This window comes from Bradyrhizobium betae (genome assembly GCF_008932115.1).
GTDB classification, from domain to species: Bacteria; Pseudomonadota; Alphaproteobacteria; order Rhizobiales; family Xanthobacteraceae; genus Bradyrhizobium; species Bradyrhizobium betae.
On sequence record NZ_CP044543.1, the window covers coordinates 5,417,157 to 5,443,820 of the forward strand.

The window sequence follows — 26,664 nt, forward strand, 5'->3', positions numbered from 1 at the left end:
GCGTCAGGGAGTCAGCGCATGTCCGGATTGCCGCATACGCCGCACGCACTGGTGACTGGTGGCGGCCGCGGCATCGGTCGTGCGATTGCAGCGGCTTTGGCTGGAGCTGGCGCCACGGTTACGGTGCTTGGGCGGAATGCCGCAACCCTCGAAGAGGCGGTGAATGCGGGAGCCGCGCACTTTGCGGCCGTCGCGGACGTCTCGGATGAAGCTGCGCTGAAGGCCGCGGTGGCCGAAGCGCATGCGCGAAAGCCGATCGATATCCTGGTCGCCAACGCGGGCAGTGCCGAATCCGCACCGTTCTCAAAATCGGATAGTGCGCTGTTTGCGCGCATGATGGACGTCAATTTCATGGGCGTGGTCCACGCCGTCCATGCTGTGTTGCCGGGGATGAAGGACCGTCCTTATGGCCGCATCGTCGCGGTCGCGTCGACCGCGGGCCTGAAGGGCTATGCCTATGTCAGCGCGTACAGCGCCGCCAAACACGCTGTGGTCGGTCTGGTGCGTTCGCTTGCTCTCGAGATGGCGGGGACCAATGTGACCGTGAATGCGGTCTGTCCTGGCTTTACCGATACTGATCTCGTCGCCGGCAGCATCGAAAATATCATGAAGAAGACGGGACGAACCCGCGAGCAGGCAATCGCCGAACTGGCCAAGCATAATCCGCAAGGACGGCTGGTCAAACCTCAGGAGGTGGCAGACGCGGTTCTTTGGTTGTGCGGGACGGGGGCCAGCGCGATCAACGGGCAGGCAATTGCCGTGGCCGGTGGTGAAATCTAGCGCATACGGCGCAGGCACGGAACATGGAAGCCAAGGAGATCGCATGAGCAGACCAGCCAATCCCGTGACGCTGCCGCTGGCAGACTATTCGCCGCAGCATTTCCTGCTCGCCGTTGTCGACGGTGTTGCCACCGTGACGCTCAATCGTCCCGAGCGCAAGAATCCACTGACTTTCGAGAGCTATCGGGAACTGACGGATTTCTTCCGCGCCTGCGCGTTCGACGATGCGGTCAAGACTGTCGTCGTCACCGGTGCCGGCGGCAATTTCTCGTCCGGCGGCGACGTGTTCGAAATCATCGGCCCGCTCGTGAAGATGGATACCAAGGGGCTGACGGCGTTCACGCGGATGACCGGCGATCTCGTCAAGGCGATGCGGGCCTGCCCGCAGCCGATCGTGGCGGCGGTCGAGGGCATTTGCGCTGGTGCCGGCGCGATCATCGCCATGGCCTCGGACATGCGCCTTGCGGCCAGCGGCGCCAAGGTAGCGTTCCTGTTCAACAAGGTCGGTCTCGGCGGCTGCGACATGGGCGCCTGCGCGATCCTGCCGCGGATCATCGGACAGTCCCGCGCTTCCGAACTGCTCTACACCGGCCGGTTCATGACCGCGGAGGAGGGCGAGCGCTGGGGCTTCTTCAGCCGCATCGTCACGCCTGAGCAGGTGCTGCCTCAGGCGCAGTTGCTGGCCAAACAGGTCGCGGACGGCCCGACCTTCGGCAACACTATGACCAAGCGCATGCTGGCGATGGAATGGGCGATGTCGGTGGAAGAGGCGATCGAGGCGGAAGCCGTTGCCCAAGCCCTGTGCATGACGACGGCCGATTTCGAGCGCGCCTTCGAAGCCTTCGCCAACAAGGTCAAGCCGGTATTCAGGGGCGACTAGGTCAGCGGGCTTTGATCGCAGCCCAGCCAGCGACGAGGACTTGCGCGAAATTATTTTAGGGTTAAAATAATTTCCGCCGGGTCAATTGGCGAGGCTCCCATGAAAGTCGCGATCATCGGTGGTGGACCTGCGGGTCTCTACGCAGCGATCCTGCTCAAGAAGCAGCGCCCTGGCGCTGACATCACCGTGTATGAGCGCAACCGTGCCGACGACACGTTCGGCTTCGGCGTCGTGTTCTCCGATGCGACGCTCGATAATTTCGAGAAACACGATCTTCCGAGTTACCAGCGCATCACCCAGGAGTTCGCCTATTGGGACGACATCGCCGTGCATTTCCGCGGCACCGTCCACCGGGTCGGCGGTAACGGTTTTTGTGGCTGCTCGCGGCAGAAGCTGCTTCTGATCCTTCAGGAGCGGGCGCGCGAACTCGGTGTCGGCTTGCATTTCGAAGTGGATATCGATGACGAATCCCGCTTCGCTGATGCCGATCTCGTTCTGATCGCCGACGGCATCAACAGCCGTTTCCGCGAGAAGTATGTCGATCATTTCCAGCCCGAGGTCGATCTCCGCTCCAACAAGTTCGCCTGGATGGGCTCGACCAGGCCGCTCGATGCCTTCACTTTCATCTTCCAGGAGACGGAGTGGGGCCCGTTCATCGCCCACGCCTATCAGTACGAGGCGGGGCACTCGACCTGGATTTTCGAGACCGATCCGGAAACGTTCGAGCGCGCGGGGTTGACGGGGCTCGACGAGACCCAGTCCGCCGGGCGCATGGCCGACATCTTCGGCTGGTTCCTGGATGGGCATAAGCTGCTCACCAACCGCTCGATGTGGCGCAACTTCCCGATGATCCGCAGCAAGCGCTGGGTCAAGGACAACATGGTACTGCTCGGCGATGCCAAGGCGAGCGCGCATTTCTCGATCGGCTCCGGCACCAAGCTGGCGATGGAGGATGCGATCGCGCTGGCTGAGGCGATGGAGAGAGCGCCCGGCATTCCGGCCGCGTTGGAGGTCTACGAGCACGGAAGGCGCGAGGAAGTCGAGAAGACGCAGCATGCCGCCGACGTCTCGCTGGTCTGGTTCGAGCACGTCGACCGCTTCTGGGAGTTTGATCCGGTGCAGTTCGCCTTCGGCGTGATGACGCGCTCGAAGGCGATCACCTATGACAATCTGAAACTCCGCGCTCCCGATTTCGTGGCGGAGGTCGAGAAGTCGTTTGCCAGGCAGGTTCACAGCAACGGCTTCGACGTCAACACCGACAAGCCGGTGGTGCCGCTGTTCCAGCCGTTTCGCTTGCGCGAGATGGAGATCGCCAATCGCACCGTCGTGTCGCCGATGTGCATGTATTCCGCCAAGGAAGGCGTGCCGACTGACTTCCATCTGGTACATTACGGCTCGCGCGCGATCGGCGGCGCCGGCCTGATCTTCACGGAAATGACCTGCGTCAGCCGCGACGCCCGGATCACGCCCGGTTGTGCCGGGCTATGGAACGATGAGCAGGAAGCCGCTTGGCGCCGCATTGTGGATTTCGTCCACGCCAACTCGGCTACAAAGATCTGCCTGCAACTGGGCCATGCCGGCCGCAAGGGCGCGACCAAGCTGATGTGGGATGGCATCGATCGTCCCCTCGACGAGGGCGGTTGGGAAGTGTTCTCGGCCTCGCCGTTGCCCTATTTTCCGGACAGCCAGGTGCCGCGCGAGCTCGATCGCGCCGGCATGAGCGTTGTGAGGGATTCGTTCGTCGCAGCGGCTGAGCGCGGCGAGCGCTGTGGTTTCGATATGCTCGAGCTGCACTGCGCCCATGGCTATCTGCTCGCGAGCTTCATCTCGCCGCTGACGAACACACGCACCGACGAATATGGCGGTTCGCTCGAAAACCGGCTGCGCTTCCCGCTCGAGATCTTCGAGGCACTGCGCGCCGTTTGGCCGTCGCACAAGCCGATGTCGGTCCGCATTTCCGCGACCGATTGGGCGGACGGTGGCATCACCGGCGATGACGCCGTTGCGATCGCGCGCGCCTTTGCCGAGGCTGGCGTCGATCTCGTCGATGTCTCGACCGGCCAGACCGTCCGCGATGCACAGCCGATCTACGGGCGCATGTTCCAGACGCCATTCTCCGACCAGGTCCGCAACGAGGCGCGCGTCGCCACCATGTGCGTCGGAAACATCACGACGGCGGATCAGGCCAATACCATTCTGGCCGCTGGCCGGGCAGATCTCGTTGCGCTCGGGCGGCCGCATCTGGTCGATCCGTTCTTCACCATGAAGGCGGCGGCCTGGTACGGGGCGGACGGGGCGTTCTGCCCGCCGCAATATCTGCCCGGCAAGGACCAGATTTTCCGCAACAGCGTGCGCGACAGGCAGGATCTCGAAGAGCTGAGAATTAAGGCTAAGCCCAGGACGCGGGCCGAACTGAAGGCGGAGGCGACAAAGCCGCTTGCGGCGGAGTAACCGGCTGTGCGACCTTAACCCGTTGCCTGGCGTGTTTTGAGTGGAGTTGAGGGCGATGAAGGCGATTATCGTCGGTGGCGGTATCGGTGGTCTGACTACGGCGTTGATGCTGCGTTCGCGCGGCATCGGTTGCGAGATTTTCGAGCAGGCGGACACTATCCGCGAGCTCGGCGTCGGCATCAACACGTTGCCCCATGCGATGCGCGAGCTCGCCAGCCTCGGCCTGTTGCAGAAGCTCGATGACGTCGCGATCCGCACCGACCAGCTCTACTACCTCAGCCGCCATGGCCAGGAGGTCTGGCGCGAAGCTCGCGGCGTTGACGCCGGCCACGACGTGCCGCAATTCTCGATCCACCGCGGCCGCCTCCAGGGTGTCATCCATCGTGCCGTCGAGGAGCGGCTCGGGCCGGAAGCGATCCACACCGGCTGCCGGCTCGGCGCGTTCACGCAGGACGAGGGCGGCGTCACCGCTTATTTCTTCGATCGCGCCGGCGCGCACATCCACACCGCGCGCGGCGACATTCTGATCGGTGCTGACGGCATTCATTCGCGTATCCGTGACACGCTGTTCCCGAACGAGGGTCCGCCGTGCTGGAACGGCCTGATGCTGTGGCGCGGTGCGCGCGATTGGCCGCTGTTCCTCACTGGTAAATCGATGATCGTGGCCGGTGGCCTCAACGCCAAGGTGGTGATCTATCCGATTGCGGAAGGATCCAGTCCCGCCAGCCGCCTCACCAACTGGGCAGTGCTGGTAAAGGTCGGTGAGGGCAATGCGCCGCCGCCGCGGAAAGAGGACTGGTCGCGGCCGGGCCGGCGCGAGGAACTGATGCCGCACGTCGCGCGCTTTTCGGTGCCCTACATCGACGTGAAGAGCCTGATCTCGGCGACACCCGAATTCTACGAATATCCAACCTGCGACCGCGATCCTTTGCCCTATTGGTCGTCCGGGCGCGTCACGCTGCTCGGCGATGCCGCGCATCCCATGTATCCGGTCGGCTCGAACGGCGCGTCGCAGGCGATCCTCGACGCGCGCTGCCTCGCCGATGCGCTGGTGCGCGCTGAGCACCCGCGTCAGGCGCTGATGGAATACGAGAAGAAGCGCCTGCCGATGACGGCCGACATCGTCCGCTCCAATCGGCGTGGCGGCCCCGAGGGCGTCATCGACGCCGTCGAGCAGCTCGCGCCCGACGGCTTTGACAATGTCGACAACGTCCTGAGCTATTCCCAGCGCGAGGCGATCGTGCGCGGCTACGCCACCAAGGCCGGGTTCGCCGCGGTGCCGGGACTTGCGGCAGTGCGCGCTTGACGTGAGTTGCTAGCCGGCGCCGGGAGGCGGCGGCAGAAAGTGGATGTTGAATTCGGCGGCCATCGCCACCACGTCCTCCGGCTTCTGTTCCTTCATGTTGTGAAGGCCCCAGAACAGATCGAACAGCTTTTTGGTCGGAGAGACCCAGAACAGCACCTTCGCGGTCTGCTCCGACTTGTTGAAGATACCGTGCGGCACGCCCATGCCGAGCCGGATCAGGTCGCCCGGAGTCGCCTGCGCCTCGGAGTTGCCGAGCACGAAATCGAGCTTGCCCTCCAGCATATAGAGATACTCATCCTGGTCGGGATGGATGTGCGGCGGCACGAACGTGCCCGGCGGCAAGGTCGCGTGCCAGGAGAAGCTGTGCTCGGTGTTGCTCTTTGGCACGTAGGTCTGGCCGAGGATGTTCCAGGAAATGCCCTGAATGCCCTCGTTGGCCCGCGTGATGCCGGTGATCTCACTTTTCATGCAGTTCTCCCTTTAACGCGACGCGCAGCTTTAGTTCGCCGCCTTGCAGTCCTTGGCGTACCGGTCGCCGTAATTCTCAAAGACCTTCTGAACGATCTCGGTCTGGAACTTGCCGTCCGGACGTTTTGCGACCTTGGTCAGGTAGAAGTCCTGGATCGGATAGCCGTTGGTGTTGAACTTGAAGCCGCCCCGCAGCGAGGTGAAGTCGGCCTTCTTCAGCGCGGCTCCAACGGCTTCCTTGTTCGAGAGATCGCCCTTTACGCCCTTGATGGCGCTGTCGATCAGCATCGCGGCGTCATAGGCCTGGAAGGCGTAGGTGCCGGGCACGATGTTATAGGCAGCCTCGTAGGCGGCAACGAATTTCTTGTTCTGGGGATTGTCGAGATTGGGCGCCCAGTTCGCGCCGCCGAACATGCCGACCGCGGCATCCTGCTGCGCCGGCAGCGTCGATTCATCCACCGTGAACGCCGAGAGCACCGGAATGCTGTCGGCAAGACCGGCCTGCTTGTACTGCTTGACGAGATTGACGCCCAGGCCGCCGGGCATGAACGTGAAGAGTGCATCGGGCTTCTGCGAGGAAATCTTGGAAAGCTCCGGCTGGAAATCCAGCGTGTTCAGCGGCATGTAGGACTCTTCGACGATCTCGCCCTTGTAGTCGAGCTTGAAGCCGGCCACTGAATCCTTGCCGGCCTGATAGTTCGGCACCATCAGGTACATGCGCTTGTAACCGCGATCCTGCGCGACCTTGCCGAGGATCTCGTGCACCTGGTCGTTCTGGTACGACGTCACATAGAAGAACGGGTTGCAGTCCTTGCCGGCAAAAGTCGACGGTCCGGCATTGGGACTGATCAGGAAGGTCTTGGATTCCGTGACCGGCCGATGGATGGCCTGGAGGATGTTGGAAAAGATCGGGCCGACCACGAAGTCGACCTTGTCGCGTTCGAGCAGGCCCTTGACCTTGGTCACGGCCGCGTCCGGCTTGAGCTCATCGTCGACCACGACGACCTCGACATCGCGGCCGCCCATCTTGCTGCCAAGGTCCTTCACGCCGAGCGCAAAGCCGTCGCGAACCTGCTGGCCAAGCGCGGCTGCAGGTCCCGACAGGGTCACGATCACACCCAGCTTGAGCTTTTCCTGGGCGAGGGCAGGGCTGATCGCGGTGCCAAGCAGCAAGGCCGCTGCGGTCAAGGTCAATTGCGTCTTCATGATCCGTCCCCCGTGACATCAGGGCTTGCGTCGCAAGCCGCGTGCTCCGATCCAAGCTTATGCCGATGATGGCTGCCGCGGCAAGCAAGGCCGCGGCGTCGGGCCATCGCAGGCGGCGTTCATGCAAGCGCCGCGCCAATTGCTTGAATCTTAAAGAAATTGGTACACGGTCGATTGTTGCAGCTTTAGGCTTGCGGCCGCCGCGGATTTATTTGAAGCTCAAAACGTTGGGGAATCCGTGCCGGCGCCAATGCCGGCCGTGCGTGACTGCATCAAGATGCTCGATTCCGAGACCAAAGCCGTCGAGACGCCGGAGGATCATGCCGAGGAGCTTCGGCTATGGCTGCGGCTGCTCACCTGCACGACCCTGATCGAGGGCGAAGTGCGTGGCCGGCTGCGGCAGCGTTTCGATGTCACGTTGCCCCGCTTCGATCTGATGGCGCAGCTCGACAAGGCACCCGACGGCATGACGCTGTCCGACGTCTCCAAGCGCATGATGGTGTCGAACGGCAACGTCACAGGCCTCGTCGAACGGCTCGTCGAATCCGGCCATCTCGACCGGCGGACCTCGGAGACGGACCGCCGGGTCCAGGTGATCCGCCTCACAAAGCTCGGCCGTGCCGAGTTCCGCAGAATGGCTGCGGAGCACGAGACCTGGATCGCCGATCTGTTCGCCGATCTGACGCCGAAGGATGTGCGCGAGCTGATGAGGCTCCTCGCCAAGACCAAGGCGTCGGCGCAGAAATCGGCTGCACGCCGCCGGTCCTAAGCCCGCGAACTGCGGGTCCGCCAATCCCACTCTGCCGCAGGAAATTGCATGGGATGCCCAAAATCCACTATTGCGCCGAATTGCTTTAAGCCTAAAATGTTTCCCAGATAGTGCTGCCGGGTGCTTTCCATGCGCAAAGGAGCGTGCGATGGCCAACGCCGCGAAGGTTCAAGTCTCGGGCTCGCATGACGGCAACGCCGCGACGGCCCATGTCGATACGTTCGCGCGGCAGCACCTGCCGCCGCGCGAGTTTTGGCCCGAGTTCATCTTCACGCGGCCGGAGCTGCAATATCCGCCGCGACTTAACTGCGTCAGCTATTTCCTCGACCGTTGGGTCGAAGAGGGCCATGGCGATGCGCCCTGCGTCATGAGTCCCGCCGTCAGCTACACCTATCGCGAACTGCAGGCGCTGGTGAACCGCATCGCCAACGTGCTGGTCGGCAAGCTGGGTCTCGTGCCCGGCGGCCGCGTGCTGCTGCGCTCCGCCAATAGTCCGATGATGGTTGCGACCTATCTTGCGGTGATCAAGGCCGGTGGTATCTGCGTTGCGACGATGCCGCTGCTGCGTGCCAAGGAGCTGTCTTATCCAATCCACAAGGCGGAGATTACACTCGCGCTCTGCGACGGGAAACTCTCCGACGAGATGGAGAAGGCGAAGCTAGCTGCGCCCGGTCTTAGGCGCGTGGTCTATTGGGGCAACGGCGCCGCCGACTCGCTCGAGGCCTTGATCGCCGACGCAAGCCCCGAGTTCGCTGCTGTCGATACCGCCTCCGACGACATCTGCCTGATCGCCTTCACGTCGGGCACGACCGGCGATCCCAAGGGCACCATGCATTTTCACCGCGACATGCTGGCGGTCTGCGACGGTTATGCACGCAACATCTTGCGCGCGGAGCAGAAGGACCGCTTCATCGGCTCGGCGCCGCTCGCGTTCACTTTCGGCTTCGGCGGCGTGCTGTTCCCGATGCACATCGGCGCCTCCTTCGTCGTGCTGGAGAAGACGACGCCCGACGACATCCTGACCGCGATCGAGCACTACAAGACCACGGTCTGCTTTACGGCGCCGACCGCCTATCGCGCCATGATCGGCAAGCTCCCGGGCCGCGACGTTTCCTCGCTGCGCAAATGCGTCTCCGCCGGCGAGACACTTCCCAAGCCGACCTTCGATGCCTGGCTCAAGGCCACCGGTATCAAGCTGATGGACGGCATCGGCTCGACCGAGATGCTGCACATCTTCATCAGTGCGACCGAGGATGATATCCGGCCGGGCGCGACCGGCAAGCCGGTGCCGGGCTACGAGGCCAAGATCGTCGATGACGCCGGCGACGATATGCCGCCGGGCACGATGGGCCGTCTGGCCGTGCGCGGACCTACCGGCTGCCGCTATCTCGCCGACGATCGCCAGCGTAAATACGTCCAGAACGGCTGGAACATCACCGGCGATACCTATCTGATGGATAGCGACGGCTATTTCTGGTATCAGTCGCGCTCCGACGACATGATCGTATCGGCTGGGTACAACATCGCCGGAACAGATGTCGAGGCGGCGCTGCTGACGCATCCCTCGGTCATCGAGTGCGGCGTGGTTGGAGCGCCGGACGAGGCGCGCGGAATGATCGTGAAGGCCTACGTCATTGCCGCGCCCGGGGTGGCGCCGGATGCTCAACTCGCGGCCGAGCTGCAGGACTACGTCAAACGCGAGATCGCGCCGTACAAATATCCGCGTGCGATCGAATTCGTGATGCAACTACCGAAGACCGAGACCGGCAAGTTGAAGCGCTTTGCCCTGCGGCAACTGGCGCAGGCCGCCGTGACGTCATCGGGCGTCGCGGCAGAATGAAAAGGATCGAGAATTGTCCGTGACGACGCCGAAAGGCCCGCAGCTCGCGGTGCTGCCGACCGCAGCCGAAGATGGCATTCGTTCTGGAGCGCAGGTGCTCCAGCCCTCCGGCTGGCCTGTGCCGAAGGGCTATGCCAACGGAATGGCGGCCGAAGGGCGCATTGTCGTCACCGGCGGCGTGATCGGCTGGGACGCCGAAGAGCGTCTCGCGGATGGCTTCGTCGCGCAGGTGCGCCAGACCCTGAGCAACATCGCCGCGATTCTGGCCGAGGCCGGTGCTCGGCCCGAGCACCTCGTTCGCCTGACCTGGTATGTCGTCGACATGGACGAATATCTGGCGAACCTGAAGGAGCTTGGCAAGGTCTACCGCGCCACCTTCGGTGCGCACTATCCCGCGATGGCACTCCTCCAGGTGGTGCGCCTCGTCGAGAAGACGGCGCGCGTGGAGATCGAGGCCACCGCCGTCATTCCCAACTGAATTGAGCCTCAGCCTGTCTTGGCGAGATCGTCGTCCTCGGGCGAGTTCAGATAGACGCCCGACATGGTGTCGACCCAGCACAGATGGTCGTGCACCTTCTTCACGCCATCCACGTTCTCTGCCGCGACGACCGCGGCCTGCCGCGTGCGTTCTTCGGTGATCACGCCGCTGAGATGAACGATGCCGTCGCGGACGATGACGTTCAACCCAAACGGACACCAGTCGTTCTTCTCCATGGCTTCGATGATGCGGCCGCGAATGTGATCGTCGTCGGCGGTCGGATCCGGCACCTCGCGGGCGAGGCCGGCGACCGCCTGCAGCAGGTTGGCGCGGGAGACGATCCCGACGACCTTGTCTCCGCGTACCACCGGCAGCCGTTTCACGTTGTTCCGCTCCATGAGATCGACGATCTCCGCAAGCGCGGTGTCTTCGGTGATGGTGACCGGCGAGGCGGTCATCACTTCCGAGACCTTGCGACCGTGCTCGTGCACGAAGTCGCTGGCGGACTTGCCGGGCCCGAGGATGAACCGCAGCCAACGGCCGCGCTTGCGGCCGGTGCCGATTTCGCTGCGGCGGATGAAGTCCCCCTCCGAGACGACGCCGACCAGCTTGCCGCTATCGTCAACCACGGTAAGGCCGCTGATGTGCCTCTTCAGCATGATGTTTGCCGCCTCGACGATACTGGTGTCGGGGGTAACCGAGATGACCGATCGGGTCATGATCTGGTGGGCGCGCATGGGAGAACTCCGCAAATTCGTCGAATTTCGATGAAAACAGCCTAATTCACGCATCGAGGTCCGTTTTGACTCAGGTCAAGCAGGGTGAACCGGTCAGGGCGATGAAGCAATCGTGATTGGCGAACGAAGTTGATACAGCTCAACGGCATCTGAAGCGGGTCGCCATATCCTGGCAGAGCCCGAAACCGTAAAGCGCGCAGGAATATTCAGCCATGAGCGTCGTGCAGCTTGTCCCACGAGCCGATCAACCGGCTGAAGAGCCTTCCGTCAATCCCGTTGCGAGCGTCGGCCCTCCGGCCGAACAGCCGGCAACGCAACCGGCGTCAGCGCCAGAGCCATACCCCGTCGACCGCGCATTTCACGCGATGCTGGCGCAGTTCACGGGCGGGATTTCACCGGTGGCCCTGTCGCTCGCCTGGCTCGATTGGAGTTCGCACCTCGCCGCCGCGCCGCAGCGGCAAACGGAGATCATCAGAAACGCCTTTCGCGACACCGGCCGGTTCGTGGAGGCCGCGTTGCACGCGACGTCGCCGGATCGGAAACCGTGGTCGGTGATCCAGCCGCAGCGCCGGGATCGCCGCTTCAGGGAGCCGCAGTGGGAGACCGCGCCGTTCAACCTGATGGCGCAGGCCTTCCTGCTCGGAGAGCGCTGGTGGCACGATGCCACGACTGGGGTGCGTGGCGTCGCGCCTGCGAATGAAGCCGTCGTCGAATTCGCGACACGCCAGATGCTCGACACGTTCGCGCCGTCGAATTTCGCGGCGACAAATCCGGAAGTGCTTGAAAAAGCCTTTCAGAGCGGCGGCGAGAACTTCGTCTTCGGTTTGCAGAATTGGTGCAGCGATCTGATGCGGCTGCTTTCCGCCGCGAAACCGGCTGGCGACGAGCAATTCGTGGTTGGCAAGACGGTCGCGGCGTCTCCCGGAAAGGTCGTCTACCGCAACGAGCTGATCGAGCTGATCCAGTATCATCCGACGACCGCGCAGGTGCGGCCCGAGCCGATCCTGATCGTGCCTGCCTGGATCATGAAGTACTACATCCTCGATCTATCGCCGCATAATTCACTGGTGCGTTATCTTACCAGTCAGGGCTTCACCGTGTTCGCGATCTCATGGCGCAACCCGGATGCCAAGGATCGGGATGTTGCCTTCGATGACTATCGCAAGTCGGGCGTCATGGCCGCGCTGGACACGATCGGCCGGATCGTGCCGGGCCGGACAATCCATGCGCTCGGCTATTGTCTGGGCGGCACGTTGCTGTCGATCGCCGCCGCGGCGATGGCGCGCGATGGCGACAAGCGATTGGGTACCGTCACATTGCTTGCCGCGCAGACCGACTTCACCGAGGCCGGCGAGCTGACGCTCTTCATCAACGAGAGCCAGGTTGCGTTCCTCGAAGACATGATGTGGAAGCGCGGCTATCTCGATACGACGCAGATGGCCGGCGCGTTTGCGCTGCTGCGATCCAACGATCTGATCTGGTCGCGGCTGTCGCACGACTATCTGATGGGAGAGGCGTCGTCGTCGAGCGACCTGATGGCCTGGAACGCCGACGCCACGCGACTGCCTTATCGCATGCACTCGGAATATCTGCGCAAACTGTTCCTCGACAATGATCTGGCCGAAGGCCATTACCGTGTCGATGACAGGAACATCTCGCTTTCCGATATTCACGCGCCGATGTTCGTGGTCGGCACGCTCTCCGATCATGTGGCGCCGTGGCGATCCGTCTACAAGCTCCACTATCAGGTCGATGCCGACGTGACGTTCCTGTTGACGAGCGGCGGTCACAATGCCGGTGTGGTCGCGGCTCCGGACGAGCCGGGCCACAGCTATCAGGTGATGACCAAGGCCGCGGATGCGCCCTATGTCGGTCCCGATGAATGGCTGAAGCTGGCGCCGCATGTTGAGGGATCGTGGTGGCCGGAGTGGAGCAAATGGCTCGCCGCCCGCTCGGGCGAGCCCTGCGATCCGCCTCAGATCGGGCTCGGGGACGGCTCCGGCCTGCCCGACGCGCCCGGAGACTACGTCCACACCTAGTCCTCGGGCTCCGCGTTCGGCGCGAGATCCGAAGAGCGGAACGGCTTGGCCTTGTCCAACTTCCGATAGGCTTCCGAGGCGGTTCGCAGCAGCTTCTTCTCCCGCTTGCGGTCGAGGAAGCGAATGCCCGCCCCGGGGATGGCCTCGTTCAATGAGGCCGCCAGGATCTGCCCGCGCGCATCGTCGTTCAACTGTCCGAGAGACCTTTGCGCCTTGCGCAATTGCTTGAGGATCGACTTCTGCTTGACCAACGATTCATCGGCGAACAGGTCCTCGAGCGACTCGATCGAATAGGTCAGCCGCTTGTTCAGAAGCCGCAGCTTGTGCCGTTTCTCGACGTCGAGCTTGCGAAGCTTCCGCGCCTTCCTGAGCAGCGTCGTTTCCCATGCGGTGAGTTGCGCCGTCGCGTGGTCGGCGAGCGTGCGGCGCCGCAATCTGATGGCCTCCTTGCTGCGCCGGGTCGACCAGGGACCGCTTTCGATCCAGGCCGAGGTCTGCTCGACCAGGCGCCGATAGCGCGCGGAGTGCAGCGCGCGCGCCAGCAGGCGATGGCTCTCGGCGCGCTTGTCGTCCCAGTGCCGCAGCTCGGCGATCACGGCGAGCTCTTCGCCGCTCTCGGCGACGACGCGTTCGATCGCCACGTCGAGGTCCCGCACCATGCCGAGCTGGCTGTTCAGCCATTTCAGGCCGGCCCAGACCTCCGGCCGCCGTGCGTCGTCGACCATCGGCGAGAAGAAGCGGATCGAGGTACGCAGATGCGTCAGTGCAATCCGGATCTGATGCAGCGCTTCCTGATCGCCGCGGCAGGTGCCGTCGTGCTGGGCGAGCACGGCATCGAGATGGCGGCGGGCGATGATCCGGAACGCGGTGTCGCAGGCCATGCCGGGGCTGAGGCGTCCAGGCAGGGCATTGCGTCGCACCGCCGGATTGACGCGGGCGGTCGCTGTCGAGCGCGTGGTGGGTCGCGACATCCTTATCCGCGTCACTCAGATTGCCTTACCTGCCCTCAGCGATCGCGCCCCGGCAGTTCTGGAGCGTCTGCCCTGGTGTCCCGGATGCATCGATGGTCGCCCAACCGACATGGCCGATATTATAGTGCTCTTGCCGCGCGGCAACCTCTTGCGTGGCGTCGGATGCGTCGCCCCGGCGGCCGCCGATCCGCGCCTGGCGGATCGCGAGGTCTGCGACCAGGAATAGTCCGTTGAGCGTCACACCGCACGCGTGCGCCAGAGCTGCCAAATCGTCCCGTTCTGATTCGTGTGCAAACACAGCATCGACGATGACGGAATGGCCTTGCGCCAGGACCTGCCGGGCGCGCTGCATCAGCACCTCGTACACGCGCGCTGTCACGTCGGGCCGGTACGTGGAGGGCGGCAGCCGATCGGTGTGCCCCACCTGAAACAACTGCTTGCGAATGACGTCGCTGCGCAGCACGACGGCGCCCGGTTGCGGCGCTATGGTGGGGGCCAGCGCGCGGGCGAGCACGGACTTGCCGGTGCCCGACAGTCCGCCAACCGCGATCAGGCGAGGGGCGGGCGGATGAATCAAGGTTCGGGCGAGCTCGAAATAGCGGCGCGCCTCGCCGAGAATTTCGGGACGGTCGGCATTGGGCCGGTTCAGCCTCGCCAGCGCCACTTGCGCACGGATCGCCGCGCGGATGGACATGAACAGCGGCAGCGCGGCCAGGGCGTCGAGGGTCTCGACGGGTGCGTTGATCAGATACTGGTTCAGGACCGCATTGGCTGCGTCTGCCTGATCGTAGCGCAGCAGATCCATCAGGGTGAACGCGAGGTCGTAAAGCACGTCCACGGTTGCCATCTGCGCATCGAATTCGATCGCGTCGAACAGGACGGGCTGCCGGTCGATCAGCACGATATTGGCAAGATGCAGGTCGCCGTGACAGCGGCGTACGAAGCCGTGGCGAGCGCGTTGCTCCAGCGTCGCACGGAGGTGCAGGAAGGCCCGGTGGGAAGCCTTGCCAAGCTGTTCGATAGCTGTCGCTTCAAGATGGTCGCCATTGCGCAGGCCGGTGCCGTTGCCGTCGATCAGGACAGGAATGGAGTTGATCCACGCCGCGCCGTCGGCAACCGTTGCCTTGGCATGCGATGATGCGATCGCATCGGCGATGGCCAGCGCCAGTTCGGCGCCCAGCGGGCCCGCCTTCGCCAAATGGTCCAGCGTCCGGTTCTCATCGAAGCGCGCCATATCGACCGCATATTCGATCGGCCGTCCGCGACCGTCGATCTTCACCGATCCATCCGGCTCCTCCGTGATCGCCACGACACGGTGGTAGATTTGCGGCGCGAGCGGCCGGTTGATCCTGATCTCCTCCTCGCAGGCTGCCTTGCGCTTGTCGAGCGTCGAATAATCGAGGAATGGAAACTTGACGGCGCGCTTGATCTTCAGCGCGCGGTCGCCGTCCAGGAATACCGAAGCGCCATGCGTGTCGATCCGCGCCACGCCGGTGTGTCCGGCGAGGGTCTGGAAGATCCGTTCCTGGGCCGCAGTTTCATCTGTCATCGAAGCAGGCATCCGCAATTACTCATGGCGTCAGCACGGCCGCGCCGAGAATCCGGCCGTCGCGCAGCATGCTCAGAACCTCGTTGGCTTGATCGAGCGGAAATGCCGTCGTCTCGGTGCGCACGCCGGCTTGCGGGGCGATCTTGAGAAAGTCGAGGCCATCCTGCCGGGTCAGATTGGCGACCGAGACGAGCTGCCTTTCCTCCCAGAGCAGGTCATACGGAAAGCTCGGAATGTCGGTCATGTGGATGCCGGCGCACACGACGCGACCGCCTTTGCGCACGGCGCGCAACGCGGCGGGTACCAGCTCGCCGGCTAGTGCGTAGATGATGGCTGCGTCGAGCGGTTCGTCGGGCATTTCGTCAGAAGCCCCCGCCCAGGCAGCGCCGAGACGACGGGCAAGACCTTGTGCCGCGCCGTCACCGCGCCGCGTGAATGCATAAACGGATCGCCCCTGCCAGACCGCGATTTGCGCGATGATGTGGCCGGCGGCGCCGAAGCCGTAGAGGCCCAACCTCTCCGCAGGGCCGGCCAGCACCAGCGAGCGCCAGCCGATCAGCCCTGCGCACAGCAGAGGAGCCATCTCCACGTCATTGCCGGCCTCGCCGAGCGGAAATGCATAACGTGCATCGGCGATGGCGTGCGTCGCGTAGCCGCCGTCACGCGTGTAGCCGGTGAACATCGGGCTGTCACACAGATTTTCCATGCCTTCCCGGCAGAATCGACAGTGTCCGCAGGTGAAACCGAGCCAGGGAATGCCGACCCGGTCACCGGCCGCATGTGTCGCAACATTGGGACCGACCAGATCAACCCGGCCAATGATCTCGTGGCCGGGCACGATCGGATAGCGAATATCAGGCAGCTCGGCGTCGATGAGGTGAAGGTCGGTCCGGCATACCCCGCAAGCGGTGATCCTCACCCGGATCTGCCCCTCGCCGGGCACCGGATCGGGCCGCTCCTCCATGCGGAGCCGCGCTCGTGGGGCCGGCAACACCATCGCATGCATAGGTCTCTCCGGTGCGAACCGCTCCGACTGGATTATCCATAGAGCGGCCGAGTGGCCAGTCCTTGACTTCGGTCAACGCGCAGCCCCGGCTGACCTCACTGAGTGAAGGGCTTGACGAGGATCAAGCGTCCCGACCGGAGCGGGCCTATTTTGATGGCCAAGGAGAATTCCGATGCCCATCAAGGACGTCTTTCTGCCGCTGGTCGGCCACCCCCAGGGGCAGGCTCTCGCTGCGATCGAAAAATGCGTTGCCGCGGCTGCCGATCTCGGCGCCAGGATCACGGCGCTCGCGCTGGAGGACGATGTATTCGTGCGTCCGCGCGTGGTGCTTCCGGCCGATCGGGAATCCGCCGAAGCGCGCGCGCCCGAGGTGGGCGACATGCAGCAGCTTTTGAATGCATTTACCCAGGCAGCCTCCCGCGCCAACACCCGCGCCCAAACTCGGTCGGGCAAGGTGCCGGCGGACCAGATCGCGTCGGTCCTGGCCGAGCATGCGCGCTTCAGTGATCTCACGCTGGTCCCCGTGAAGCCGCATGACAGCCGAACGGAGCACATCATCGAAACGCTCCTGTTCGAATCCGGACGGCCGCTCTTGCTCTGTCCGGAACAGCATGTGGATGCGTTACGTTCAGAATTCGAGAATGTCATGATCGCCTGGGATCACTCCGCCCGAGCCGCGCGGGCGGTCGGCGACGCGCTGCCCATTCTTCAGGCTGCGGCATCCGTTCAGGTGATTACGGTCGCGGACGACAAGACCGACGAGATGGTTCGATCCGGAACTGCGCTCGTGGACCATCTGAGGGAACACGGGGTCCACGCCTCGTTCGAAACGGCGAAGGCCGGTGGCAGCTCGATCGGTAAGGTGCTCGGAAGCTGGGCGAAATCCCATGCTATTGATGCCATCATCATGGGCGCCTATCATCATTCGCGCTTGAACGAGATCGTTTGGGGCGGTGTGACAAAGACTGTCATTGGCCAGCCACCGTGCTGGGTTATGATCTCGCACTAGGCGCGTCGCCAGTTTTTCGGCCTGATCCTCAACTGTCGGAATCCGCCCCCGACCGGGTGCATTTGGTTTCATGTCTACCTATCGCTTGAAGAATCTGCTGTCGCCACGCTCGGTCGCGCTCGTCGGGGCGAGTGCCCGTCCGACCTCCGTGGGGCGCGCCGTTCTGGACAACATCCGCAAGGCGGAATTCAAGGGGCAGTTAGGCCTCGTCAATCCGCGCCATGCGGAGATCGGCGGCATCGCCGCGGTCAAGAGCCTGGACGGGCTGGGCTTCGTGCCCGAGCTCGTGGTCATCACCGCGCCGGTGCGAGAGGTTCCCGGCATCATCGACCAGGCCGGCCGTCTCGGCTCGGCGGGTGCGCTGATCGTCTCGGCCGGACTCGGCCAGGGGCCGGGATCCCTGCAAGAGGCCGCCATCGCCGCGGCCCGCAAATACGGCATGCGCCTGATCGGCCCCAACTGTCTCGGCATCATGATGCCGGGCGTGAGCCTCAACGCGAGTTTTGCCGCGCACATGCCCGGCGCGGGAAATCTCGCGCTGATTTCGCAGTCCGGTGCGATCGCCGCCGGCATGGTCGATTGGGCCGCGCAGCGCGGCGTCGGCTTTTCCGGGATCGTCTCGATCGGCGACCAGATCGACGTCGACATTGCGGATCTGCTCGATTATTTCGCGATGGATCACAAGACCCGCGCGATCCTGCTCTATATCGAGGCCATCAAGGACGCGCGGAAATTCATGTCGGCCGCTCGCGCCGCCGCACGTGTCAAGCCTGTGGTCGTGGTCAAGTCCGGCCGCATGGCGCAGGGCGCAAAGGCAGCGGCGACCCATACTGGAGCGCTCGCCGGCGCCGATGCCGTCTATGACGCGGCGTTCCGTCGCGCCGGTGTCCTTCGGGTGTCGGATCTGCGCGAGCTGTTCGATTGCGCCGAGACGCTCGGCCGCGTCGAATCGCCGGCGGGAAAGCGTCTCGCGATCCTGACCAATGGTGGCGGTATCGGCGTTTTGGCTATCGATCGGCTGGTCGAGCTTGGCGGAATTCCGGCGTCCATCTCGGCCGACGCGCGCAAGAAGCTCGATGAAGTGCTGCCCGCGACCTGGTCCGGTGCAAATCCCGTCGACATCGTGGGCGACGCGGATGCTTCGCGCTACGCGGCCGCGCTGGAGGTGCTGCTCGTCGATCCGGACAATGACGCAATTCTCGTCCTCAATGTGCAGACCGCGATCGCCTCCGCTTCCGACATCGCAAGGACCGTGACCGAGCGCGTTGGAAAATATCGCGAGCAGCAGCGTCGATGGGCAAAGCCGGTTCTGGCTGCCTGGGTCGGAGCCGATCAAGAGATCATCGCAACGCTGTCCAGCGCCGGCATTCCCAACTATCCGACCGAAGACGACGCGGTGCGCGGCTTCATGCATCTGGTGAGGCATCGCGAAGTCGTGGAGGAACTCAGTCAGGTCCCGCCCGCGATGCCCGATACGTTCGTGCCCGACGCCAAGGGTGCCCGGCAGATCGTCGCCGCGGCGATCGCCGATGGCCGCAAATGGCTCGAGCCTGTCGAAATCAAGCATCTGCTCGAAACCTATGACATCGCGATGGTGCCGACTTATGCTGCGACGGACGTCGAGCAGGCGGTCGGCTACGCGAACGAGGTGTTTGCGCAAGGCTCGACCGTCGTGCTCAAGATCATGTCGCGCGACATCGTCCATAAATCCGATGTCGGCGGCGTCGTGCTGAATCTGACCACGCCGGACGCGGTGCGTACCGCTACCTCCGACATTCTCGCCCGGGCGAGGAAGCTGCGCCCCGAAGCCCGCATTGAGGGCGTCATCGTGCAGGCGATGGTCGTCAAGGTGAAAGCGCGTGAGCTGATCCTCGGTCTTGCCGACGATCCGACCTTCGGCACCGTCGTCGTGTTCGGCCGGGGTGGAACGGCGGTGGAAATCATCAACGACAGGGCGCTCGCGCTGCCGCCGCTCGATTTACAGCTCGCCCGCGACCTCATCGACCGCACGCGCGTGTCACGGCTGCTGAAGGCCTATCGGGATGTGCCGGCTGTCAAGCAGGATGCTGTCGCCATGGTGCTGGTCAAGCTCGCCCAGATGGCGGCCGACATTCCCGAAATCCGCGAATTCGACATCAATCCGCTGCTGGCGGACGAAACCGGCGTGACGGCGGTCGATGCTCGCGTTGCGGTCGGGCCGCCGCAACGGAAATTTGCAGGCTCCGGCCCGGCCAATTTCGCCGTTCGGGCCTATCCGTCGCAATGGGAGCGCCGGCTCAAGCTCAAGGACGACTGGCGCATCCTGGTGCGGCCCTTGCGCCCCGAGGACGAGCCGACCATTCACGAATTCCTGCGTCACGTCACGCCGCACGACCTCCGCCTGCGCTTCTTCGCGCCGATGAAGGAGTTCACCCACGAGTTCATCGCGCGCCTGACCCAGCTGGACTATGCGCGCGCGATGGCCTTCATCGCGTTCGACCAGGCCACCGGAGAAATGGTCGGCGTCGTCCGGCTTCATTCCGACTCGATCTATGAGAGCGGCGAATATGCAATCCTGCTGCGGTCGGACCTCAAGGGCAGGGGGCTCGGTTGGGCCTTGATGCAGTTGATCATCGACTACGCGAGGTCCGAAGGGCTGAAGGTCATATCCGGTGACGTGCTCAAGGAGAACACCGTGATGCTCGAGATGTGCCGGCAGCTCGGTTTCGAAGTAAAGCCGGACCCGGGCGAACCCGATATCTGCGACGTCCGGCTCAAGCTCTGAGCACCTCGGCTGACTTGGGCTATGAGTCTTGGGCTATGAGTGGGCTTCGCGTGATGTCGCCGCGGCGGGATCCTTGGCTGTCTTCCGCAGGCTCTTGATGATGATCGCGATCAGCGGTAGCAGCACAGGCACGATTGTGCTGAGCGGATGGTGGACCGCGCCGGACACTTGTGCCTGCAGCGCGCGCGCCTCGATCTGCAGGGCCTCGATGGATGAGCTGTGAATTTCGTTGGCCAGCTCAATGTCGCGGCCGGACGGAGAACGGCCAGCGATGATGAAGAGAATCCCCGCGATGGCAAAATTGACAGCGCCGAGGATGGCTGCCGCGACTATCGCGCTCCAGATCTGGACCAGCGCGAAATAGGCCGACAGTTCCAGCATCAGAAGGCCGAACGCTGCGATCAGGGCCGCAAAGGCGCGCAGGCCGAGGCCGACCAGCAGGTGGCGCAACCTGATGTCCGCAATGATCCTGTCGGTACGCCACAGCACACGCAGATGTTTGACGACATTCTCCGTATTCACCTAGTGTCTCCTCAGCATGAAGCCGACCACCACGCCGAGCGCGAAAGCCGAGGCGAGCGAGGTGATCGGGCGATCCGCAATGATGCCCTGGAGCTGTTCCTGCTCGTCGCTGACGGTCTCGCCGAGCTCGGCAAGCGCGATCTTGATCTGATCAGCCAAGGCTTCGGCCCGGTCCTTCGAGCTGTCGAATATCTCCTCGCCGGCGGTGCTCAGCAGGCGGGTGACATCAACCTTGAGAGTTCGCAATTCTTCGCTCATCCTGTCGCTGTCGAACATGAATAAGGTGCCTCCGTTAACTGGAAACGAACCTAGGGCCGCCAGCGCGGCCGCGCTTGATTTGCGTCAAGGGGCGCGCGATGTCCTGGTCTTGAGACAGGTCAAACCGGTCGCCACATGCTGGCCTAGAAGTGTCGTCTGAATGGGGACGGATTGTCCCGATGAGGTGGAAAGCGTGAACTCCCAACCGCTGTTGCTGGCGACGCCCTCCGGCGACGTGCTGAAATTGCGCCCGGAAGGGCCGTGGACCGCCGCCAATGTGTCGGCGCTCGAGACGCTGTCCCGTTCGGTCGGGGCAGATGTGGATCGATTCAGAACCGTGACGCTGGACATGTCGGGTGTCAGCGCTCTGGACACGCTTGGCGCCTGGGTCCTGGAGAAGCTGTCGCGCAGGGCCGCGTCTTCCGGCAGGTCGGCGGAATTCATCGGAGTTGCCGATCATTTCAGCGGTCTCCTGGACGAGGTGCGTCAGGTCAATCGCCACACGCCGGCGCCGACGGCCGCCCCCAATCCGATTTCGCTCAGGTTGTACGATCTCGGCAAGGCCACGGTCGGTGCGCGCGAGGACGTCACGATCTTCCTTCAAATGCTCGGCGCATTGTTCATGGCCGTGATCGGCGTGTTGCGCCACCCGCGATCGCTGCGGCTGACGTCGCTGATCTATCAGCTCTACCGCATCGGCTGGCAGGCCATCCCGATTGTCGCGCTGATTACCTTCCTGATCGGCGCCATCATAGCCCAGCAGGGATTCTTTCATTTCCGCAGGTTCGGTGCCGAATCCTACACGGTCGACATGGTCGGCATCCTCGTGCTGCGCGAGCTCGGCGTGCTGATCGTCGCCATCATGGTGGCCGGCCGTTCGGGGAGCGCCTACACCGCCGAGCTCGGCTCGATGAAGATGCGTGAGGAGATCGACGCGCTCTCGACCATGGGCCTCGATCCCGTCCACGTCCTGATCCTGCCGCGGGTTGCGGCTCTCGTGATCGCGCTGCCGATCCTGGCCTTCATTGGATCGCTCGCCGCGCTCTATGGCGGTGGCCTCGTCGCGCAATTCTATGGCGACATGGGGCCGGCGATCTACATCGCGCGGCTGCACGAGGCCATCTCCGTCACTCATTTCGAGGTGGGCATCCTGAAGGCGCCGTTCATGGCGCTGGTGATCGGGATCGTCGCCTGTAGCGAGGGGCTGCGCGTGAAGGGCAGCGCCGAATCGCTGGGACGCCAGACCACGACGTCGGTGGTGAAGTCGATCTTCCTGGTGATCGTGCTCGACGGCCTGTTCGCGATCTTCTTCGCCTCGATCGGAATGTGATGATGGCCGAATCGCAGGAAGTCTTCGCGATCCGCGTCCGCGACCTCGTGGTCGGCTTCGGCCGCCAGACCGTGCTCGATCATCTGTCGATCGACGTCCGCAAGGGCGAAATCCTCGGGCTGGTGGGTGCGTCCGGTGGCGGCAAGTCGGTGTTGATGCGCACCATCATCGGCCTCATCCCGCGCCGAAGCGGGACGATCGAGGTCATGGGACAGCCCATCGGCGGCCGCACGCAGGGCGCGGCCACGACGTGGGGCATCCTGTTCCAGCAGGGCGCGCTGTTCTCCTCGCTGACGGTCCGGCAGAACGTCCAGTTTCCGCTGCGCGAGAATCTTACCCTGTCGCAGGAGCTGATGGACGAGATCGCGATCGCCAAGCTCGAAATGGTGGGGCTGCGTCCGCAGGACGCCGACAAATATCCGGCTGAACTCTCCGGCGGCATGACCAAGCGTGTCGCGTTGGCGCGCGCGCTCGCGCTCGATCCGCCGATCCTGTTCCTGGACGAGCCGACCTCCGGCCTCGATCCGATCGCCGCCGGCGATTTCGACGCGCTGATCAAGACGCTGCAAAAGACTTTGGGCCTCACCGTGTTCATGGTGACCCATGACCTTGCGAGCCTGACCACGGTCTGTGACCGCGTCGCGGCGCTCGCTGACGGAAAGATCGTCGCGATCGGCCCGATGCGCGAATTGCTGCAATCCGAGCATCCCTGGGTGCGCGCCTATTTCCACGGCAAGCGCTCGCAGATGCTGCAACACGAGATGAGATGAGACATGGAAACCCGCGCTCCCTACGTGCTGATCGGCACCTTCGTGCTGGCTGCGATCCTCGCGGTGTTCGGCTTCGTCTATTGGCTGAACAACACCGGCGGCATCGGGCCGCGCACGAACTATCATGTGCAGTTCCAGGGGCCGGTGCCGGGCCTGCTGGTCGGCGCGGGTGTGCTGTTCAACGGCATCCGCGTCGGTGAGGTGACGCAGCTTGGCCTTGCATCTGACAATCCGCGCTTCGTCAATGCGACGGTCTCGGTAGCCTCGACGACGCCGGTGCGCGCCGACACCAAGGTTGGGCTCGATTTCCAGGGGCTGACCGGCGTGCCCGTGGTGACGCTGGAGGGCGGCACGATCGTCGCCAAATCCGGCGAGCCCCCGGTCTTGATCGCCGAGGCTGGCGCAGGCCAGAGCATGACACAGGCCGCGCGAGACGCGCTGCGGCGGGTCGACTCCGTGCTGCAGGACAATTCCGGCCCGCTCAAGGACACCATCGCCAATTTCAAGACGTTCTCCGACGGGCTGGCGCGGAACACCGGCAAGGTCGACGGTATTCTGGCGGGCCTCGAGAAGATGACCGGAGGCGGGGCGCCGGCGCAGAAGATCACCTATGACCTGCGCACGCCGCAGAACCTGGGACCGGCCGGCAAGACGCTCTCGGCGTCGCTGGCCATTCCCGAGCCGACCGCGGTCGCGATGCTCCAGACCCAGCGCATGCTGTTCGCGCCGGTTGGCGACAATCCCGGCTTTGCAGATTTCCTCTGGGCCGACAGCATTCCCAAGCTGGTGCAGGCGCGGCTGATCGACAGCTTTGAGAACTACGACATCGCCCACGCTCCCTTGCGCACGACCGATCTCGGGCAAGCGGACTACCAGCTCTTGATCGACATCAGGCGCTTCCGCATCGCCACCGACGGCGAGACAAGGGTCGAGATCGGACTAACGGCGCGGATCGTCGACAAGAGCGGCAAGGTCATCGCGTCACGCCTGGTCGAGGCCAGCGAGAAGCTCGACAAGCTCGAGCCGGCCGCGGCGGTCGCAGCCTTCGACGCGGCCTTTGCCCGTATCGCCAAGGAGCTGATCGGCTGGACGGTGCAGGCGGTGTGACGTCGGCTATTCCAGCGTCTTCAGGTAGGACAGCAGATCGTGGATCTGGTCCGGACTGAGCTCGAACACCGGCATGTCGGCGTGGCCGGTGTTGATGCCTTCGGCCAGCGCCTCTTCGAGGGCTTCGACCGGATAACGCTGGTGCAGGGTACGCAGCGGCGGTGCGATCTTGAGCGGGCTCTTCGACGCACGGTCGATCGCGTGGCAACGAGCACAATTGGCCCGCGCGAAGGCCTTGCCGCGTTGTTCGGCAGTCGGGGCCGCCAAGGCAGGCGTGACCAGAAGCAGCCCGATCAGGCCGTGGCGGAACGCGCTTGGCAGCATGGAAGGTATCCCTCGAACTCTGGAAGCAGAATAAGGCGGTGATGTCCGCCAAAATTGATCTGAGTCAACCGTCTTTGGCGCAGTGCAGTAAAATGCAGCCCGCGCGGTGGACCCGGCCTGATGCGGGGCAGCCGGCGCTTGGAGCGGTGGATGAAGGCTTCCCTGGTGACGACCGAGCCAAACGGGCATCTTTGTAGCGATTGTGCGGTCCGCGATTTCGCGGTTTGTTCGTCGCTGGACCCAGCCGAGCTCCGGGAATTCGAGCATCTGGGGCGTCGCGTCCAATTCAGCTCGGGCGAGACCGTGTTCTCCGAGGAGGACATCACGACCTCGTTCTACAACCTCCTCGAAGGCGTCATGCGGCTCTACAAGCTGCTGCCCGACGGCCGGCGGCAGATCGTGGGATTCGCGCTATCAGGCGATTTCCTGGGGATGAATATTTCCGGCCGACACAATTTTTCGGCTGATGCGATCGGCACGGTGACCGTCTGCCAGTTCGCGAAGGTGCCCTTTGGCCGTTTCATCGAGGGCCGGCCGCATCTTCTGCGTCGGATCAACGAGCTGGCCATTCGCGAGTTGAGCCAGGCCCGCGACCACATGGTTCTGCTCGGCCGGCGCTCGGCGGACGAGAAGATCGCGACCTTTCTGCTCGGTTGGCGGGAGCGGCTGGTCTCGCTCAAGGGATCGTCCGACATGGTTCCGCTTCCGATGAGTCGGCAGGACATCGCCGATTATCTCGGCCTGACCATCGAAACCGTCAGTCGCACCTTCACCAAGCTTGAGCGTCATGGGGTGATCGAGATCATTCATGGCGGCATCAGCCTGCTTGATCCGGCTCGCGTCGAGGCGCTGGCGGCGGCCTGACCCTCGATCCTGACGCCGCGTCCCCCGATTTTTGATCCCGATCAATGACGCCCGCTTTGTGTCGCCAATAATCCCCAAAACAATCAGGGGAGGGCATCATGCCGATGGACGCGGTGCTGATGAGTGTCGTCGTTGTGGCTATCTTTGTTGCATTCGGTGCGGTTTTGGCTTGGGCAGACCGCCAAACCAGCGCAGGCCGGCGCGACCAGAGCGCCAAGCGCCGAAGCTCCTGAGATCACAATCGCATTTTGCGGTGGCCACCGCGGGGCTTGCCAGTCGGCTCGCGACTGTCCGGCAGCGCCTCGACGCAATACGACGTGCACAGGCTGCAACTCTGCATCCCCCGGATCGCATTGGTGCATCCTTCGGGTGCCGGCGTGGCGGCCGGCCGTGGCATTTTCGCCGTATTTGCCTAAAACAGCGCGCATGCTTTCCGGTTGAAAAGCAGGGCAACACTGACTACGCAGGAACTCCAGTGCCTCGCAGCCTTAGGAGCCCAGCGGCGTGCCTCAGGACAAGACCGGCGATCCCCGACAAGCGGCGGGCAACAAACTATCGGTCCTGCGCAAGCATCCGATCTTTGCGGATCTGGAACCGGAGGCTCTCGACCAGCTCTGCCGTTACGCCAAGCACACCACGGTGAAGCGCGGTGCGACGATCGCCGCCAAGGGCGATCCCGGCAACAATTTGTTCGCGGTGATCACGGGAACAGTGAAGATATCCTCTTCGTCGCCCGATGGCCGGAACGCCATTCTCAATCTGATCGGTCCCGGGGAGATCTTTGGCGAGATCGCGGTTCTCGACGGCGCGCCGCGCTCGGCCGACGCGACGGCCAACACCAATTGCGAGCTCTACATCATCGACCGCCGCGACTTCCTGCCGTTCGTGAAGAGCCAGCCGGCGCTGGCAATGAAATTCATCGAGCTGCTCTGCGCGCGCCTGCGCTGGACCAGCCAGCAGGTCGAGCAGGTGATCCTGCAGAATCTTCCCGGCCGGCTGGCAAGCGCGCTGCTCGGTCTCACCGAAGAGCGCAAGTTCGACTCCGGCAGCGGCACGCTCACCATCACGCAGCAGGAGATCAGCGAGATGGTCGGGATGACGCGCGAGAGCATCAACAAGCAATTGCGCGCCTGGGCCGGACGCAACTGGGTTCGTCTCGAGCATGGCGCCATCGTTGTGCTCGATACCGAGGCGCTGCGCGAACTCGTCGAAAGCGGCCTGGACGGCAGCTGATCG

At 63.8% G+C, this 26,664-nt stretch carries 25 protein-coding genes; 16 read left to right on the forward strand and 9 right to left on the reverse strand.

The features are described 5' to 3' along the window. Positions 1 to 18 precede the first annotated feature (18 nt). From F8237_RS26045 to F8237_RS26060, 4 genes are all read left to right on the forward strand, one after another. Positions 19 to 780, forward strand: a complete 762-nt coding sequence (locus F8237_RS26045) for an SDR family NAD(P)-dependent oxidoreductase (protein ID WP_151649099.1) — start codon at positions 19 to 21, stop codon at positions 778 to 780. 43 nt (positions 781 to 823) lie between these two features. After that, positions 824 to 1,660, forward strand: a complete 837-nt coding sequence (locus F8237_RS26050; RefSeq protein ID WP_151649100.1) for an enoyl-CoA hydratase family protein — start codon at positions 824 to 826, stop codon at positions 1,658 to 1,660. 99 nt (positions 1,661 to 1,759) lie between these two features. Beyond that, positions 1,760 to 4,111, forward strand: coding sequence for a bifunctional salicylyl-CoA 5-hydroxylase/oxidoreductase (locus F8237_RS26055; RefSeq protein WP_151649101.1), 2,352 nt, complete (start codon positions 1,760 to 1,762; stop codon positions 4,109 to 4,111). 55 nt (positions 4,112 to 4,166) lie between these two features. Next, positions 4,167 to 5,417, forward strand: coding sequence for a flavin-dependent oxidoreductase (locus F8237_RS26060; protein WP_151649102.1), 1,251 nt, complete (start codon positions 4,167 to 4,169; stop codon positions 5,415 to 5,417). 9 nt (positions 5,418 to 5,426) lie between these two features. On the opposite strand, the gene F8237_RS26065 is transcribed toward F8237_RS26060, so the two are convergent. Together F8237_RS26065 and F8237_RS26070 are read right to left on the reverse strand one after the other, a co-directional pair. Continuing rightward, the gene (locus F8237_RS26065; protein WP_151649103.1) at positions 5,427 to 5,885 is read right to left on the reverse strand and encodes a cupin domain-containing protein; all 459 of its coding nucleotides are present in this window, start codon (positions 5,883 to 5,885) and stop codon (positions 5,427 to 5,429) included. A gap of 30 nt (positions 5,886 to 5,915) precedes the next feature. Next, positions 5,916 to 7,091 (reverse strand): ABC transporter substrate-binding protein, encoded by a 1,176-nt coding sequence (locus tag F8237_RS26070; protein ID WP_151649104.1) that lies wholly within the window; start codon positions 7,089 to 7,091, stop codon positions 5,916 to 5,918. Positions 7,092 to 7,341: 250 nt separating this feature from the next. Here F8237_RS26070 and F8237_RS26075 point away from each other — a divergent pair, with 250 nt between their 5' ends. From F8237_RS26075 to F8237_RS26085, 3 genes are all read left to right on the forward strand, one after another. Beyond that, positions 7,342 to 7,860 (forward strand): MarR family winged helix-turn-helix transcriptional regulator, encoded by a 519-nt coding sequence (locus tag F8237_RS26075; RefSeq protein WP_162006219.1) that lies wholly within the window; start codon positions 7,342 to 7,344, stop codon positions 7,858 to 7,860. A gap of 148 nt (positions 7,861 to 8,008) precedes the next feature. Continuing rightward, complete coding sequence (locus F8237_RS26080; protein ID WP_151649105.1) at positions 8,009 to 9,700, forward strand: benzoate-CoA ligase family protein; 1,692 nt, start codon at positions 8,009 to 8,011, stop codon at positions 9,698 to 9,700. Between the two features lie 19 nt (positions 9,701 to 9,719). Then, entirely contained in the window at positions 9,720 to 10,178 is a 459-nt protein-coding gene (locus F8237_RS26085; RefSeq protein WP_151649106.1) for a RidA family protein, read from the forward strand. A gap of 8 nt (positions 10,179 to 10,186) precedes the next feature. Here F8237_RS26085 and F8237_RS26090 read toward each other — a convergent pair whose 3' ends face one another. Beyond that, positions 10,187 to 10,915 carry a CBS domain-containing protein gene (locus F8237_RS26090; RefSeq protein WP_151649107.1) on the reverse strand — a complete coding sequence of 243 codons (729 nt, stop codon included), beginning with the start codon at positions 10,913 to 10,915 and terminating at the stop codon, positions 10,187 to 10,189. 212 nt (positions 10,916 to 11,127) lie between these two features. On the opposite strand from F8237_RS26090, the gene F8237_RS26095 reads away from it, so the two are divergent. Further along, positions 11,128 to 12,954: a PHA/PHB synthase family protein gene (locus tag F8237_RS26095; protein WP_151649108.1), complete on the forward strand. Its 1,827-nt coding sequence runs from the start codon at positions 11,128 to 11,130 to the stop codon at positions 12,952 to 12,954. Here F8237_RS26095 and F8237_RS26100 read toward each other — a convergent pair. Genes F8237_RS26100 through F8237_RS26110 form a run of 3 tightly spaced genes read right to left on the reverse strand, consistent with a single transcriptional unit; the run spans position 12,951 to position 16,480 of the window. Then, positions 12,951 to 13,925 (reverse strand): CHAD domain-containing protein, encoded by a 975-nt coding sequence (locus F8237_RS26100; RefSeq protein ID WP_151649109.1) that lies wholly within the window; start codon positions 13,923 to 13,925, stop codon positions 12,951 to 12,953. The two genes, F8237_RS26095 and F8237_RS26100, sit on opposite strands and share 4 nt — an antisense overlap. A gap of 25 nt (positions 13,926 to 13,950) precedes the next feature. Beyond that, the gene (locus F8237_RS26105) at positions 13,951 to 15,474 is read right to left on the reverse strand and encodes a bifunctional aminoglycoside phosphotransferase/ATP-binding protein (RefSeq protein ID WP_151649110.1); all 1,524 of its coding nucleotides are present in this window, start codon (positions 15,472 to 15,474) and stop codon (positions 13,951 to 13,953) included. 22 nt (positions 15,475 to 15,496) lie between these two features. Then, the gene (locus F8237_RS26110; protein ID WP_151649111.1) at positions 15,497 to 16,480 is read right to left on the reverse strand and encodes a zinc-dependent alcohol dehydrogenase family protein; all 984 of its coding nucleotides are present in this window, start codon (positions 16,478 to 16,480) and stop codon (positions 15,497 to 15,499) included. A 172-nt stretch (positions 16,481 to 16,652) separates the two neighbouring features. Here F8237_RS26110 and F8237_RS26115 point away from each other — a divergent pair, with 172 nt between their 5' ends. Beyond that, complete coding sequence (locus F8237_RS26115) at positions 16,653 to 17,489, forward strand: universal stress protein (protein ID WP_151649112.1); 837 nt, start codon at positions 16,653 to 16,655, stop codon at positions 17,487 to 17,489. 70 nt (positions 17,490 to 17,559) lie between these two features. Then, positions 17,560 to 20,253, forward strand: coding sequence for a bifunctional acetate--CoA ligase family protein/GNAT family N-acetyltransferase (locus tag F8237_RS26120; protein WP_151649113.1), 2,694 nt, complete (start codon positions 17,560 to 17,562; stop codon positions 20,251 to 20,253). A 33-nt stretch (positions 20,254 to 20,286) separates the two neighbouring features. Here the strand turns inward: F8237_RS26120 and F8237_RS26125 are convergent, their stop codons facing one another. Together F8237_RS26125 and F8237_RS26130 are read right to left on the reverse strand one after the other, a co-directional pair. After that, positions 20,287 to 20,775 carry a phage holin family protein gene (locus tag F8237_RS26125; protein ID WP_151649114.1) on the reverse strand — a complete coding sequence of 163 codons (489 nt, stop codon included), beginning with the start codon at positions 20,773 to 20,775 and terminating at the stop codon, positions 20,287 to 20,289. Beyond that, on the reverse strand, positions 20,776 to 21,051 hold the full coding sequence (locus tag F8237_RS26130; protein ID WP_151649115.1) for a hypothetical protein: 276 nt from the start codon (positions 21,049 to 21,051) through the stop codon (positions 20,776 to 20,778). It lies immediately after the preceding gene. Between the two features lie 175 nt (positions 21,052 to 21,226). On the opposite strand from F8237_RS26130, the gene F8237_RS26135 reads away from it, so the two are divergent. Genes F8237_RS26135 through F8237_RS26145 form a run of 3 tightly spaced genes read left to right on the forward strand, consistent with a single transcriptional unit; the run spans position 21,227 to position 24,240 of the window. Then, entirely contained in the window at positions 21,227 to 22,363 is a 1,137-nt protein-coding gene (locus F8237_RS26135; protein WP_151649116.1) for an ABC transporter permease, read from the forward strand. Positions 22,364 to 22,365: 2 nt separating this feature from the next. Continuing rightward, the gene (locus F8237_RS26140; protein WP_162006408.1) at positions 22,366 to 23,133 is read left to right on the forward strand and encodes an ABC transporter ATP-binding protein; all 768 of its coding nucleotides are present in this window, start codon (positions 22,366 to 22,368) and stop codon (positions 23,131 to 23,133) included. A 3-nt stretch (positions 23,134 to 23,136) separates the two neighbouring features. Further along, a complete protein-coding gene (locus F8237_RS26145; protein WP_151649118.1) occupies positions 23,137 to 24,240 on the forward strand; it encodes an ABC-type transport auxiliary lipoprotein family protein in 1,104 nt (367 codons plus the stop codon). A 6-nt stretch (positions 24,241 to 24,246) separates the two neighbouring features. Here F8237_RS26145 and F8237_RS26150 read toward each other — a convergent pair whose 3' ends face one another. Further along, a complete protein-coding gene (locus F8237_RS26150; protein ID WP_151649119.1) occupies positions 24,247 to 24,564 on the reverse strand; it encodes a c-type cytochrome in 318 nt (105 codons plus the stop codon). A 150-nt stretch (positions 24,565 to 24,714) separates the two neighbouring features. Between F8237_RS26150 and F8237_RS26155 the strand changes: the two genes are divergently transcribed. The 3 genes from F8237_RS26155 to F8237_RS26160 all read left to right on the forward strand — a co-directional run bounded on the left by F8237_RS26155 (position 24,715) and on the right by F8237_RS26160 (position 26,661). Next, complete coding sequence (locus tag F8237_RS26155; protein ID WP_151649120.1) at positions 24,715 to 25,428, forward strand: helix-turn-helix domain-containing protein; 714 nt, start codon at positions 24,715 to 24,717, stop codon at positions 25,426 to 25,428. Positions 25,429 to 25,526: 98 nt separating this feature from the next. Next, positions 25,527 to 25,661 carry a hypothetical protein gene (locus tag F8237_RS37265; RefSeq protein WP_259172424.1) on the forward strand — a complete coding sequence of 45 codons (135 nt, stop codon included), beginning with the start codon at positions 25,527 to 25,529 and terminating at the stop codon, positions 25,659 to 25,661. 271 nt (positions 25,662 to 25,932) lie between these two features. Next, positions 25,933 to 26,661: a Crp/Fnr family transcriptional regulator gene (locus F8237_RS26160; RefSeq protein ID WP_151649121.1), complete on the forward strand. Its 729-nt coding sequence runs from the start codon at positions 25,933 to 25,935 to the stop codon at positions 26,659 to 26,661. Positions 26,662 to 26,664: the final 3 nt, after the last annotated feature.

Excerpts from the sequence above, each read along its gene's own strand:
- F8237_RS26060 (WP_151649102.1), top strand. The coding sequence starts at position 4,167 with ATGAAGGCGATTATCGTCGGTGGCGGTATCGGTGGTCTGACTACGGCG.
- F8237_RS26155 (WP_151649120.1), top strand. The coding sequence starts at position 24,715 with ATGAAGGCTTCCCTGGTGACGACCGAGCCAAACGGGCATCTTTGTAGC.
- F8237_RS26065 (WP_151649103.1), bottom strand. The coding sequence starts at position 5,885 with ATGAAAAGTGAGATCACCGGCATCACGCGGGCCAACGAGGGCATTCAG.
- F8237_RS26110 (WP_151649111.1), bottom strand. The coding sequence starts at position 16,480 with ATGCATGCGATGGTGTTGCCGGCCCCACGAGCGCGGCTCCGCATGGAG.
- F8237_RS26105 (WP_151649110.1), bottom strand. The coding sequence starts at position 15,474 with ATGACAGATGAAACTGCGGCCCAGGAACGGATCTTCCAGACCCTCGCC.
- F8237_RS26075 (WP_162006219.1), top strand. The coding sequence starts at position 7,342 with ATGCCGGCCGTGCGTGACTGCATCAAGATGCTCGATTCCGAGACCAAA.
- F8237_RS26050 (WP_151649100.1), top strand. The coding sequence starts at position 824 with ATGAGCAGACCAGCCAATCCCGTGACGCTGCCGCTGGCAGACTATTCG.
- F8237_RS26140 (WP_162006408.1), top strand. The coding sequence starts at position 22,366 with ATGGCCGAATCGCAGGAAGTCTTCGCGATCCGCGTCCGCGACCTCGTG.
- F8237_RS26090 (WP_151649107.1), bottom strand. The coding sequence starts at position 10,915 with ATGCGCGCCCACCAGATCATGACCCGATCGGTCATCTCGGTTACCCCC.
- F8237_RS26045 (WP_151649099.1), top strand. The coding sequence starts at position 19 with ATGTCCGGATTGCCGCATACGCCGCACGCACTGGTGACTGGTGGCGGC.
- F8237_RS26055 (WP_151649101.1), top strand. The coding sequence starts at position 1,760 with ATGAAAGTCGCGATCATCGGTGGTGGACCTGCGGGTCTCTACGCAGCG.
- F8237_RS26080 (WP_151649105.1), top strand. The coding sequence starts at position 8,009 with ATGGCCAACGCCGCGAAGGTTCAAGTCTCGGGCTCGCATGACGGCAAC.
- F8237_RS26070 (WP_151649104.1), bottom strand. The coding sequence starts at position 7,091 with ATGAAGACGCAATTGACCTTGACCGCAGCGGCCTTGCTGCTTGGCACC.
- F8237_RS26130 (WP_151649115.1), bottom strand. The coding sequence starts at position 21,051 with ATGTTCGACAGCGACAGGATGAGCGAAGAATTGCGAACTCTCAAGGTT.
- F8237_RS26150 (WP_151649119.1), bottom strand. The coding sequence starts at position 24,564 with ATGCTGCCAAGCGCGTTCCGCCACGGCCTGATCGGGCTGCTTCTGGTC.
- F8237_RS26145 (WP_151649118.1), top strand. The coding sequence starts at position 23,137 with ATGGAAACCCGCGCTCCCTACGTGCTGATCGGCACCTTCGTGCTGGCT.
- F8237_RS26120 (WP_151649113.1), top strand. The coding sequence starts at position 17,560 with ATGTCTACCTATCGCTTGAAGAATCTGCTGTCGCCACGCTCGGTCGCG.
- F8237_RS26115 (WP_151649112.1), top strand. The coding sequence starts at position 16,653 with ATGCCCATCAAGGACGTCTTTCTGCCGCTGGTCGGCCACCCCCAGGGG.
- F8237_RS26100 (WP_151649109.1), bottom strand. The coding sequence starts at position 13,925 with ATGTCGCGACCCACCACGCGCTCGACAGCGACCGCCCGCGTCAATCCG.
- F8237_RS26095 (WP_151649108.1), top strand. The coding sequence starts at position 11,128 with ATGAGCGTCGTGCAGCTTGTCCCACGAGCCGATCAACCGGCTGAAGAG.
- F8237_RS37265 (WP_259172424.1), top strand. The coding sequence starts at position 25,527 with ATGCCGATGGACGCGGTGCTGATGAGTGTCGTCGTTGTGGCTATCTTT.